The following is a 12,044-nucleotide window of genomic DNA, read 5'->3' as shown; positions in this document are numbered from 1 at the left end:
GGAGTCGACATGCGCGTGACCCAGGGCACCTTCTCCTACCTCCCCGACTTCACCGACGAGGAGATCTCCAAGCAGATCGAGTACTGCCTCGACAACGGCTGGCCGCTGTCGGTCGAGTTCACCGACGACCCGCACCCCCGCAACGTGTACTGGGAGATGTGGGGCCTGCCGATGTTCGACCTGAAGGACCCGGCCGGCGTCCTGCTCGAGGTGAACGCCTGCCGGAAGGCCAAGCCGAACCACTACATCCGGCTCAACGCCTACGACGCCCGGCTCGGCCGCCAGACGGTGGCGCTGTCGTTCATCGTGCAGCGGCCCGCCGAGGAGCCCGGCTTCCAGATCGAGCGGCAGGAGGTCGCCGACCGACAGATCCGCTACACCACCCGCGCCTACGCGACCGATCGTCCGGCCGGGGAACGCTACACCCAGGGGTGATCGACGTGACCGCACAGGACGAGACGGGCCGCGTCTCCTTCGGGTTCCGCCAGGGCGCGGACCCCGAGGAGGACGCCGCGCCCGAGCCACTTCCCCCCGGCGCCGTGGTCGACCTGAGCGTGGCGCGGCGGGAAGCCGGCATCGACGAGGTGCTGAAGAGCCTGGACAGCGAGCTGGTGGGGCTGACGCCCGTGAAGACCCGCATCGAGGAGATCGCCTCCCTGCTGCTGGTCGACCGGATGCGGGAGCGGTTCGGGATCACCGCGCAGCGTCCGACGCTGCACATGTGCTTCACCGGGAACCCCGGCACCGGCAAGACGACGGTCGCGCTGCGGATGGCCGATCTCCTGCACCGGCTGGGCTACCTGCGCCGGGGGCACCTCGTCAGCGTCACCCGCGACGACCTCGTCGGGGAGTACGTCGGGCACACCGCGCCCAAGACGAAGGAGGTCATCAAGCGGGCGATGGGCGGCGTGCTGTTCATCGACGAGGCGTACTACCTGTACAAGGCGGAGAACGAGCGGGACTACGGCTCGGAGTCCATCGAGATCCTGCTGCAGGTCATGGAGGGCAACCGGGACGACCTGGTCGTCATCCTGGCCGGCTACGCCGACAAGATGGACGTCTTCTTCGCGGCGAACCCGGGGATGCAGAGCCGGATCGCGCACCACATCACGTTCCCGGACTACACCGTCAGCGAGCTGGAGGAGATCGCGGTCCTCATGACCGACGAGCTGTCCTACCGGTTCTCCGACGAGGCACGTGAGGTGCTGCGCCGGTACCTGGAGCGCCGGGTCGGGCAACCGTGGTTCGCCAACGCGCGGAGCGTCCGCAACGCGATGGAGCGGGCCCGGCTGCGGCAGGCGCGTAGGCTCGTCGAGCAGGACACGCAGGTCGACCTGCAGGCGCTCATGACGATCGAGGCGGAAGACCTGCTCGCGAGCCGGGTGTTCCGCGAGGAATCCGACACCGGGACGGTGCGCTCGGCCTGACGAGAGGACCGACGACGAGGTGACGACCAACGCCAGGTTGCGCGCGCTGGTCGAGCTGGCTGACACCGGCTCGGTCCGCCGCGCGGCCGAACGCCTGGTCGTCACCGAGTCGTCGGTCTCGTCGGCCGTCGGCATCCTGGCCGCCGAGGTCGGCACGCCGCTCGTGACCCGGCAGGGTCGCGGGGTCCGGCTGACCCCGGCCGGGGAGCGCTACGCCGAGTACGCCCGCCGCATCCTCGGCCTGCACGACGAGGCCGTGCTGGCGGCCCGCACGGAGGCGGACCCCGAGCACGGCGCGGTCCGGATCGGCGCCGTCACCACCGCGGGCGAGTTCCTCATCCCCGGCATGCTGACCTCGTTCCGGGCCAAGCATCCCGGTGTGGTGCTGCACCTGGAGGTGGCGCCCCGCGGGCTGGTCTGGCCCATGCTGGCGCGGCACGAGGTGGACCTGGTGGTGGCCGGGCGGCCGCCCCAGGACCTGTACGCGGCCAGGGCGCAGGCCGTCCGCCCGAACGACCTGATCGTGGTCGGCAACCCCGACGAACGTGCCGGGTTCGACCCCGCACGGGTCACCTGGCTGCTCCGCGAGCCGGCGTCCGGGATGCGGGCCACCTGCACCGCCCTCCTGGAGACCCTGGACGTCGCACCCCCGCAGATGACGCTGGGGTCCAACGGTGCCGTCATCGCCGCCGCCGTCGCGGGGCTCGGCATCACGCTCGTCTCCCGGGAGGCCGTCCGCCGGGAGCTGGCCTCGGGTGCGCTGGTCGAGCTGCCGGTCCCCGGGGTCCCGCTCGACCGGCCGTGGCACCTGGTGAGCCAGCCGCGGCCGACGTCGTCGACCCGGCTGCTGATCGAGCACGTGCTCGCCGCACCCGAGCTCGGGTGGTCGGGGAGCGGGTCCTGACGCCACACCCCCCGGCCGACCCCCACGCAGGGGGATGACCGGCGCGGCCCGGCGGGACAGGCTCGGAACCGGCCGTCGCGGTTCCGGGCGGTCGCCGGCCGGTGGGTACCGCCGGGGCCGGCGGATCCGCCCCACCGAGGAGGGAAGACCATGCTCGCCGACCACACGACCCTCGCGCAGTTCCTCATCGAGGAGCGGCGTCACCATCCCGATGCCGGCGGTGATCTCAACTCGGTCGTCCTGGACGTGGCGGTGGCCTGCAAGGCGGTCGCCAACCGGGTGGCGCTCGGCGCGCTCCGCGACGGGCTGGGCCGCAGCGACCACACGAACGTCCAGGGCGAGGTCCAGTACAAGCTGGACATCCTCGCCAACGAGCTGTTCCTCCGGCTGACCGAGCGCGGCGGCCGGCTCGCCGGCGCCGTCTCGGAGGAGCTCGAGGAGCCCTACGTGCTCCCCGCCGAGTACGGGCGCGGCAAGTACCTGCTGGTCTTCGACCCGCTGGACGGGTCGTCGAACATCGACGTGAACGTCTCCGTCGGCAGCATCTTCTCCGTGCTGCGCGCCCCCGAGCCGGGGAAGGACGCGACGGCCGAGGACTACCTGCAGCCCGGCACGGAGCAGGTCTGCGCGGGCTACGCGCTGTACGGGCCGGCGACGATGCTGGTGCTCACCACCGGGCGCGGGGTGCACGCGTTCACCCTCGACCCGGCCCTGGGCGAGTTCATCCTCACCCGGGAGTCGATCCAGGTGCCCCGGGAGACCGGCGAGTACGCGATCAACTCCTCGAACCGCAGGTTCTGGGAGCCCGCGGTCCGCCGCTACGTCGACGAGTGCCTCGCCGGCCGGTCCGGGCCGCGGCACCGCGACTTCAACATGCGGTGGATCGCCTCGCTCGTGGCCGAGACGCACCGGATCCTGACCCGGGGCGGGGTGTTCCTCTACCCGCGCGACACGAAGGACCCGGCCAAGCCGGGCCGGCTGCGGCTGCTCTACGAGGCCAACCCGGTCGCGTTCCTCATCGAGCAGGCCGGCGGCGCGGCGAGCACGGGGCGGGAGCGGATCCTCGACGTCGCCCCGACCGGCCTGCACCAGCGCGTGCCGTTCATCTTCGGGTCGGCCGACGAGGTCGCGCTGATCGACCGGTACCACCGCGAGCACAACGACCACCCCTACGACTCCCCGCTCTACGGGGAGCGTGGCCTGTTCCGGGTGGCGGGCGGCTGAGCAGCGACACGACAAGGAGGTTGGAGCATGTCACGCAGGTACCCGATCGTGTCGGTGACCGGATCGTCCGGCGCCGGCACGACGTCGGTGATGCGCACGTTCAAGCAGATCTTCCGGCGGGAGGGGGTCGACGCCGCGTTCGTCGAGGGCGACAGCTTCCACCGGTACGACCGTGCCGAGATGAAGGCGGCCATGCGCGACGCGCACGACCGCGGTGACCACGCCTTCAGCCATTTCGGCGCGGAGGCGAACCTCTTCGACCAGCTCGAGGAGCTCTTCCGCACCTACGGCGAGACGGGCACGGGCAAGGTGCGCAAGTACCTGCACGACGACGTGGAAGCGGCGCCGTACGGGCAGGAGCCCGGGACGTTCACGCCCTGGGAGAGCCTGCCGCCCGACACGGACCTGCTCTTCTACGAGGGCCTGCACGGCGCCGTCGTGACCGACGGCGTCGACATCGCCCGGCATCCCGATCTCAAGATCGGCGTCGTCCCGGTGATCAACCTCGAGTGGATCCAGAAGCTGCACCGGGACAAGGCGTCCCGCGGGTACAGCACGGAGGCGGTGACCGAGACGATACTGCGCCGGATGCCGGACTACGTGAACTACATGTGCCCGCAGTTCACGCACACCGACGTGAACTTCCAGCGGGTGCCCGTGGTCGACACGTCGAACCCGTTCATCGCGCGCACCATCCCGACCGCGGACGAGTCGATGCTGATCATCCGGTTCCGCGACCCGCACGGGATCGACTTCCCGTACCTGCTGTCGATGCTGCACGACTCGTTCATGTCGCGTCCCAACACGATCGTCTGCCCGGGCGGGAAGATGGACCTCGCCATGCAGCTCATCTTCACGCCGATGATCATGCGGCTGATGGAGCGGAAGCGGGCCGCCTCGGTGGGCTGAGACAGAGCGTCCCTCCCCGCGCAACGGCCCCGCCCGGTATCACCGGGCGGGGCCGTTCGTTCGTGCAGGGGGCGTTTCGTGCTTCGTGCAGGGTCGTTCGCTCCTCACGCCGGCCCACGACCCCGCCCCGCCCCGCACGCCACGAGGCGGTGAGCCCGGTCGGGCTCACCGCCTCGTTCGTGCTGGGGTGGTGTCGTGGGTGGCAGCCGGCCTCAGCCGAACAGCGCCGGGATCTTCATGAGCAGCTGCTGCAGCCCGTAGCCGAACGGCACGAGCACCCACAGCCATGCCAGCGCGGCCATGACCGGGTGGATGTTGCCCTGACGGGCGTGGACCTGCTCGCTCATGCGCGTGCCTCCGCGGGTGTGCTGGTGTCCTCGGGCTGGTGGAAGCGGGGGTGGACCGGCCGGATCAGCTCGTTGCAGACGAAGCCGACCGCCAGCAGCCCGATCATGATGTAGAAGGCGGTCGTGTAGCGGTCGGGCCCCTGGACGCCCTGCGCGATCTGGGCGTCGGCGACCGCGTTCACGATGACCGGACCCAGCACGCCCGCGGTGGACCAGGCCGTGAGCAGCCGCCCGTGGATGGCGCCGACCTGGTAGGTGCCGAACAGGTCACGCAGGTAGGCGGGCACGGTCGCGAATCCGGCGCCGTAGAACGAGAGGATCAGGATGCAGCAGATCAGGAAGACGACCTTGTTGCTGTTCGTCGTGAACGTGACCGTCAGGTAGAGCAGCGCCCCGACACCCAGGTACATCCGGTACATGTTCTTGCGCCCGGCCCAGTCCGAGGTCGTCGACCACAGGATCCGGCCGAGCGAGTTGGCCAGCGACAGCATCGCGACGAACCCGGCGGCCGCCGCGGCCAGCGCGGTCGGTGTGGTGGCCTCCGGGAAGAAGTCCTTGTAGATCGGCGCCGCACGCTCCAGGATGCCGATGCCCGCGGTGACGTTGAAGGTCAGGACCACCCAGAGCAGCCAGAACTGCGGTGTCTTGATGGCGTTGGCCGCCGACACCTGGCCCTTCGTGGTCGGGCCGTGGATGGCGGCGTGCTCGGGGCTCCAGCCCGGGGGCTGCCAGTCGTCGGCGGGCACCCGGATCAGCAGCCAGCCCACGGACATGAACACCGCGTAGATCAGTCCCATGACGAGGAACGTCGTGGCGATGCCGTTGACGGCCGGCTCCGGGCCGGTCGCACCGAAGGCGGACAGCAGAGCCGCCGTGAGCGGGGAGGCGATGAGCGCGCCGCCGCCGAATCCCATGATGGCGATGCCGGTGGCCAGGCCGGGCCGGTCCGGGAACCACTTCATGAGCGTGGAGACCGGCGAGATGTAGCCGACGCCCAGCCCGATCCCGCCGATGACCCCGTAGCCGAGCACCACCATCCAGTACTGGCCCAGGTACAGGCCGAGCGACGAGATGAGGAACCCGGACACGAAGCAGGACGTGGCGACCACCATCGCCCACCGCGGGCCGTTGGTGTCCACCTTGGTGCCGAACACGGCGGCGGACAGGCCCAGCATGATGATGCCGAGGGTGAAGGGCAGCGCGCTGGCCACGCCCGAGATGCCCAGGCCCGCCTCGAGCGGGGACTTGAACACGCTCCACGCGTAGGCCTGTCCGATCGCGAGGTGGATCGACAGCGCAGCCGGGGGAACCAACCACCGGCTCCAGCCCGGTCGGGCGACGATCCGCCGCCGTTCCAGGAATCCTGCAGTCATTGCACGACCTCCTGATGGGATCCGGCCTTCCGCCTCGCGGCGGGTGGACGACCGGTACGGAACGGGCAGGATAGAGCGTCGCGACGCCGGCTGTGCTCGCCGACGGTTCCCGGCCTGCCCGGGCTGCAGCCTCACCCTTTTCGGTGGTGAGTTCATCCCCCCGGGTGGGGAGCGAGTGGGGGAGGACGACTGGACCATACGTGCCGGTCGCTCACCCGGCGTTACACCAGGATGCCGGTGCGTCGGGCCGCCGCGACGGCTCCGGCCCGGTCGTCCACGTCGAGCTTGCGATAGATGGAACGGAGATGGACGCCGACGGCGCGGTCGTCGACCGCGAGCCGGTTGGCGACGCCACGAGCGGAGAGCCCGGCCACCGTCATCGACAGCACCTCGCTCTCGCGGTGGGTCAGTCCCTGCCGCATGCCCGGCCAGGACTCGTCGCTGAGCTGCTGGGCGGCCCTGCGCAGGGTGCGGCCGGCCAGCACCGGATCGATCACGGTGGTCCCGGCGTGCACGACCTCCAGCGACCGCACCAGCTCCGCTCCGCCGACGCTCTTGAGGATGTAGCCGGCAGCACCGGCCCGCAGGGCGGTGAAGAGGTGGCGCTCCTCCTCGCGGTCGGTCAGCAGCACGACCCGGCAGCCGGGCAGCCGGTCCGCCAGGGTCCGGCAGAGGCCCGGCCCCGCCAGCTCCTGCGGGTCGACGTCGCAGAGCACCAGGTCGGGCCGGAGCTCCGTCACGAGGGGGACGGCGTCCCCGGGCGTCGTGGACGTGGCGACCACCTCCACCCGCTGGTGGTACGGCTCCAGCATCGCCGTGATGCCGGCGATGACCATCTCGTGGTCGTCGATCACGACGATCCTGATGGGAGCGTCCGGGGGTGGTGTGGGGAGGCGAGCGTCGGCCGGGCCGGAAAGGTGGGTACCGGGAACGGCCGTCACGGGCGCCTCCTTGCGTCGGTGTGACTGTGCTCCAGATCGTGGCGAACGCCACCCCGGGCCGACAAGATCGCGAGCCCACTGCTGTGCCGATGACCTGATCGATGGCACCGATCAGCGGGCGCGGAGCGGCGCCGCAGGTCAGGACAGGAGCTCGACGTACCCGTCCGTCCCGTGCACGCGGATGCGCTGCCCGTCGCGGATCAGCCGGGTCGCGTCCTCCACCCCGACGACGGCCGGCAGGCCGTACTCCCGCGCGATCACCGCGCCGTGGGTCATCAGGCCGCCCACCTCCGTGACCAGTCCCGCGATCCCGACGAACAGCGGGGTCCAGCTGGGGTCGGTGTACGCGGTGACCAGGACGTCGCCGGCGTCGAGGTCGGCCCGTGCGATGTCGGTGACGACCCGGGCCCGCCCTTCCACGGTGCCGGCGGAGACGGCCAGGCCGGCCAGCGCCCCGGCCGGAAGGCCGTCGCGACGGTAGGTGCCCGTGACGACCTCGCCGTCCGAGGTGAACACCCGGGGTGGCGTGAGCGCCCGGTGCGCCCGGAACTCGTCCTTCCGGGCCCGGATCAGCCGGTCGTCCACCCGGCGCGTGCGCACGGCCTCGCGGAACTCCTCGAAGCGGAGGTGGAAGGCGTCCTCGGCCTCACGCAGCACGCCGGCCCGCACGAGGTGTTCGGCCTCCCGCAGCAGCGCTCGCTTGTAGACGAAGTAGCGGCAGATCATGCCGTACTTGGGGTACTCCCGGTACCCGGCGAAGGTGCGGACGCGGTCGATCATCCGCCTGGTCTCCTCGGCCTTCCGCCGCCCGTCGGGGAGGGCCCGCAGGCGGTGCAGCACGTCCCGTTCCTTCGCCAGTGCCTGCTGCCGTCCCTGCTCGAAGCGCCGCCTGCCGGCGCCCTGCTCGTGGTTCCGGACGTTGCCGAGGACCGTGGGGACGAGCGTGGCCGGCCGCTCGCTCCAGCGTGGCCGCGTGATGTCGATCTCGCCGACGCAGCGCATGCCGTACCGGTCGAGGAAGTTCCGCAGCGCGGCTCGCGCCTCGCGCCCGCCCGCGACCGCCCCGAGCTCGTCGAGGAAGTCGTCGGCCCCGCTGCGTTCGACCTCCTGCAGGAACGCGACGACGTCCGGGTTCGGCCGGATCACGTCCGCGACGTCCAGCAGGGCCAGCCCCATCTCCGACGTCACGTTGTGCGGAACGGACCGGGTGAGCGTGTCGGCCACGTTCTTCTCGCCGAGCCACGCGTGGAGGTGGTCGTTGAGCCACCAGGCCGCCTCCATCCCCGTCGTGATCACCTGATGGCCGCGCCGGTCGAACAGGATCCGCCGCAGCTCCGCGATGTCGGCCAGCACGAAGTCGAACAGCTCCGGCCCGGACCGGGTGCGGATGCCCCGTTCCACGGCGGCGAGGGACGCCCGGGTGTGATCGACGAGTTCGGTGACGAGCGCCGGATCGGCCTCGATCAGCTCCGGGCTGCTGTCCGGCACCGCACCGGCGCGGCCCTCGTCCGGGAGCGCCCGGACGACGTCGCCGCGTTCGAGGAGGGTCCGCAGCGCGTCCCCGATCAGCGGATCGGACCGTCCGGCGCCGTCCAGGATGCGCGCGCGGCTCGCCGGTGCCGCCAGGGCGTCGGCGACGTCGACGAACAACCGGCCACCGGCCTCGGCCATCGGCAGGGGAGTCGTCAGCTGCCAGAGCGAGATGCCGAGGGGCTTCATCGGGTCGGTCATCATCTGCTGGTGACCGACGGAGATGTAGACGTGGTTCTCGTCGTCGCCGGTCGCCGGGACCGGGAACACCGTGGTGATCGGCCGGCTCTGCACGATGTGGACGACCTCGCCCGCCAGGCACCATTCGATGTCCTGGGGCCGGCCGAAGTGCGCTTCGACCCGGCGGCCGAGCCGGACCAGGCGCACGACCTGCGCGTCGGTCAGCACCGGACGCTGCTGCGGCTCGACCGTCCTCGCGACGACCTCGTCGTCGCGCACGGTGTAGGTGTCGCCGTTCACCCGCCCGGCGACCAGCGTGTCGCCGAGGCCCCGGACGGCCTCCACGGTGGCGAGCTTCCGGTTCGAAGTCACCGGGTCCGCCGTGAACAGGATCCCGGCCGCCTGCGGGAACACCATCTCCTGCACGACGACGGCCATGTGCACGTGTCCGTGGTCGACGCCGTTGCGCAGCCGGTAGCTCACCGCCCGCTCGGTGAACAGCGACGCCCAGCACCGCCGGACGTGCTCGAGGATCGCCTCCGGCCCCACGACGTCCAGATAGGAGTCCTGCTGACCTGCGAAGGACGCGGTCGGCAGGTCCTCCGCGGTCGCGCTGGACCTGACCGCGCAGGCCGTCTGCCCGCCGAGCCGGGCGATCCGGCGGCCGATTGCCGCCACGAGATCGTCGGGAAGGGGGAGCTCGTGGATCACCCGGCGGATCCCGGCGCTCACCGTGCCGATCGCCGCGCGGTCGTCCGGCGCCAGGCCGGCCAACCGTCCGATCGCGACCTCGACCGGCCGCGCCCCGGCCACGACCCGCCGGAACGCGTCCACCGTCACCACGAAGCCCTGTGGCACCCGGATGCCGTCGAGCCGGGTCAGCTCACCCAGGTTGGCCGCCTTGCCGCCGACCTCGGCGACCTGTCCCTGCCCGACCTCGTCGAGGCCCACCACGTACTCCACCCGTTGCCACTCCATGCCGTCCGCCCGGGTCTTGCGACGGCCGATTATGGAACGTGAAAAGAATCCTCATGGGAGTCGTGAATCGTGTATAAGGTGAGAGTGGGAAAGCCGCTGTGATCCTTCCCGAAGTGCGGGACCCCCGATTCGTCACGATCCGCCGCGGCGGGACCCTCACGGACCCCGACCACCATCTGCTCGCGCTGTGGGCCGCCACCTGTGCCGAGCACGTGCGCGGGCTCTTCGAGGCCGCCCGTCCCGAGGACCGGCGCCCACGTGAGGCGATCGAGCACGCCCGCGCTTGGGTGCGTGGCGAGGTCAGGATGATGCAGGCCCGCGCCGCCGGCGGCCACGCGATGGGCGCGGCCAGGGAGCTGCGTGGGGCGCCGCGGTACGCCGCGTACGCCGCCGGGCAGGCCGGCTGCGTGGCACACGTCGCCGCACACGAGCTCGGCGCGGCCGCCTACGCGATCAAGGCGGTCCGGGCGGCCGCCCCGGAGGGGCTCGGGGAGGTCGCCGGGCGGCGGGAGTGCCGGTGGCAGCGCGACCAGCTCCCGGACGCGATCCGGGAGCTCGTGCTCGACGACCAGAGGCTGCGCAACGACCTCTGCTGGTCGGTGTTCGACTGCTGAAGCCGCGGGCGGCAGCGATTGCGGATCGACGCCGGCGATCGCTCCCGTCGGTCAGGGGCGCCGGAGGATCGCCCGGGCCGCGGGGAGGCTGCCGACGAAGAGCAGGGCGAGACCGGCGATGCCCACTGTGGAGACCGGGCGACCCGGCAGGACGAAACCCGCCATCGTCACCGGACTGCTGACGACCAAGCACCAGGCCGACCACCGGGGGACGGCGCGTGCCCGGTCGAGAGCCACTCCGAGCAGGACGTACGCGACCAGATGACCGATCACGTAGACGAGCAGGAACAACGTCATGACCGGCCCGGTCTCGAACCGCGAGTAGAGGTCGGCGTACCGGCCATCGTCCGGGAGCAGCGCCATGGTCCGCGCGAGATCGTCCAGCGCGGTCAGGGCGGCAAACGGGAGCCAGCCGACCACCCCGAGGATGCCACCGACCGTGGCGAGCCACGGGCTCCGGCGGAAGGCGAGGTGGCCGAGGCCGGCCGCTCCGATCGGGAGGAGGAAACAGGCGACGACGTACGCGACCAGGTGTGCGTTGTTGACGACCGGGTCGGCGCCGGCGTTCGCCGAGATCGTCAGCTGCCCGGCTCCGATCTCCTGGACGGGAGGGTGCAGCGCCGACCCGGCGAGGTAGCCGAGCGGGCCGCCGACGACGGAGACGGCCACGAGGACTCGGCACAGCCGCTCGGCTCCCACCACGGGGACCGTGATCTGACCGTGTGCTGAAGGAGCCATGTGCCCTCCTCCGGAACCGCGGGCTGCGACGGACGACCGAATCGGCCAGGAGTATCCGCTGCGCCGCGCCGCGGGACCACCTCGACGAGCGCCGCCCCGAGGAACGCCAGGCCGACGCGTTGTCCGAGCTGTGCGCGCAGGTCCTCGAGCGCGGGGAGCTGCCCGAGACCGGTGGGCGGCGGCCGATGCTGAACGTGCTGATCGGGCTGGAGGACCTGCAGCGCCGGGCGACGGGCGCGCTGCTGGACTTCGGCGGCCGGCTCACCCCGGAGAGCCTGCGGATGCTGGCCTGCGACGCCGCCGTCGTCCCGATCGTGATGAACGGCGCCGGCCAACCCCTCGACATCGGCCGGGCCACACGCACCATCCCGGACGGGCTGCGCCGCGCGATCACCGCCCGCGACCGCGGCTGCGCCCACCCCGGCTGTGACCGGCCCCCGTCCTGGTGCGAGGTCCACCACATCGTCCCGTGGGAGATCGACGGACCGACCGCACTGTCGAACACGGTCATGGTGTGCAAGCTGCACCACCGGCTACTGCACCACCCCGGATGGATCGTCCGGATCCGCGACGGGCTCCCCGAGTTCGTCCCACCCCGCTGGATCGACCCGCTGCAACAACCACGCCGCCAACCCCGCCCCGCCACCGCGGCCTGACTCGCCGGCGATCAGGGCACGAACCTCGGTCGCGGTGCGATTGCCCGCGTACCCGCGTACCCGCGTACCCGCGTACCCGCGTACCCGCGTACCCGCGTACCCGCGTACCCGCGTACCCGCGTACCCGCGTACCCGCGTACCCGCATGCCCGCGGCCGGCTTCCCATGGGCTCGGGACGGAACGTCGCGGCACGGGCTGCGATCGCCGCCCTTCGGCCGCGGCG

Annotated in this window: 12 protein-coding genes; 7 read left to right on the top strand and 5 right to left on the bottom strand. The window is 71.7% G+C overall.

All coding sequences use genetic code 11. The features are described 5' to 3' along the window. Window positions 1-9 precede the first annotated feature (9 nt). The 5 genes from H7X46_RS21600 (at window position 10) to H7X46_RS21580 (ending at window position 4,464) form a co-directional block, all read left to right on the top strand. On the top strand, window positions 10-435 hold the full coding sequence (locus H7X46_RS21600; RefSeq protein WP_186361133.1) for a ribulose bisphosphate carboxylase small subunit: 426 nt from the start codon (window positions 10-12) through the stop codon (window positions 433-435). A 5-nt stretch (window positions 436-440) separates the two neighbouring features. Continuing rightward, entirely contained in the window at window positions 441-1,427 is a 987-nt protein-coding gene (gene cbbX / locus H7X46_RS21595; protein ID WP_370588895.1) for a CbbX protein, read from the top strand. A 19-nt stretch (window positions 1,428-1,446) separates the two neighbouring features. Then, window positions 1,447-2,331: a LysR substrate-binding domain-containing protein gene (locus H7X46_RS21590; protein ID WP_186361132.1), complete on the top strand. Its 885-nt coding sequence runs from the start codon at window positions 1,447-1,449 to the stop codon at window positions 2,329-2,331. A gap of 150 nt (window positions 2,332-2,481) precedes the next feature. Further along, window positions 2,482-3,555, top strand: a complete 1,074-nt coding sequence (locus H7X46_RS21585; protein ID WP_186361131.1) for a class 1 fructose-bisphosphatase — start codon at window positions 2,482-2,484, stop codon at window positions 3,553-3,555. A gap of 27 nt (window positions 3,556-3,582) precedes the next feature. Beyond that, on the top strand, window positions 3,583-4,464 hold the full coding sequence (locus H7X46_RS21580; RefSeq protein ID WP_186361130.1) for a phosphoribulokinase: 882 nt from the start codon (window positions 3,583-3,585) through the stop codon (window positions 4,462-4,464). A 212-nt stretch (window positions 4,465-4,676) separates the two neighbouring features. On the opposite strand, the gene H7X46_RS30015 is transcribed toward H7X46_RS21580, so the two are convergent. The 4 genes from H7X46_RS30015 to rph form a co-directional block, all read right to left on the bottom strand. Then, window positions 4,677-4,811, bottom strand: a complete 135-nt coding sequence (locus H7X46_RS30015; RefSeq protein WP_255426188.1) for a hypothetical protein — start codon at window positions 4,809-4,811, stop codon at window positions 4,677-4,679. After that, on the bottom strand, window positions 4,808-6,184 hold the full coding sequence (locus tag H7X46_RS21575) for an OFA family MFS transporter (RefSeq protein WP_186361129.1): 1,377 nt from the start codon (window positions 6,182-6,184) through the stop codon (window positions 4,808-4,810). The genes H7X46_RS30015 and H7X46_RS21575 overlap by 4 nt, the downstream gene beginning before the upstream one ends. A gap of 221 nt (window positions 6,185-6,405) precedes the next feature. Then, window positions 6,406-7,125 carry a response regulator gene (locus H7X46_RS30875; RefSeq protein WP_370588894.1) on the bottom strand — a complete coding sequence of 240 codons (720 nt, stop codon included), beginning with the start codon at window positions 7,123-7,125 and terminating at the stop codon, window positions 6,406-6,408. Window positions 7,126-7,263: 138 nt separating this feature from the next. Continuing rightward, window positions 7,264-9,798 carry a rifamycin-inactivating phosphotransferase gene (gene rph / locus H7X46_RS21565; protein WP_370588893.1) on the bottom strand — a complete coding sequence of 845 codons (2,535 nt, stop codon included), beginning with the start codon at window positions 9,796-9,798 and terminating at the stop codon, window positions 7,264-7,266. 128 nt (window positions 9,799-9,926) lie between these two features. Between rph and H7X46_RS21560 the strand changes: the two genes are divergently transcribed. Beyond that, the gene (locus tag H7X46_RS21560; protein ID WP_255426187.1) at window positions 9,927-10,427 is read left to right on the top strand and encodes a putative immunity protein; all 501 of its coding nucleotides are present in this window, start codon (window positions 9,927-9,929) and stop codon (window positions 10,425-10,427) included. 51 nt (window positions 10,428-10,478) lie between these two features. Here the strand turns inward: H7X46_RS21560 and H7X46_RS21555 are convergent, their stop codons facing one another. Then, on the bottom strand, window positions 10,479-11,165 hold the full coding sequence (locus tag H7X46_RS21555; protein WP_186361126.1) for a hypothetical protein: 687 nt from the start codon (window positions 11,163-11,165) through the stop codon (window positions 10,479-10,481). Here H7X46_RS21555 and H7X46_RS21550 point away from each other — a divergent pair. Then, complete coding sequence (locus H7X46_RS21550) at window positions 11,150-11,821, top strand: HNH endonuclease signature motif containing protein (RefSeq protein WP_186361125.1); 672 nt, start codon at window positions 11,150-11,152, stop codon at window positions 11,819-11,821. The two genes, H7X46_RS21555 and H7X46_RS21550, sit on opposite strands and share 16 nt — an antisense overlap. The last annotated feature ends 223 nt before the right edge of the window (window positions 11,822-12,044 follow it).

It is taken from the genome of Pseudonocardia sp. C8 (genome assembly GCF_014267175.1).
GTDB lineage: Bacteria > Actinomycetota > Actinomycetes > Mycobacteriales > Pseudonocardiaceae > Pseudonocardia.
Note: the sequence above shows the minus strand (reverse complement) of the source record. Positions and strands in the feature narration are given on the sequence as shown.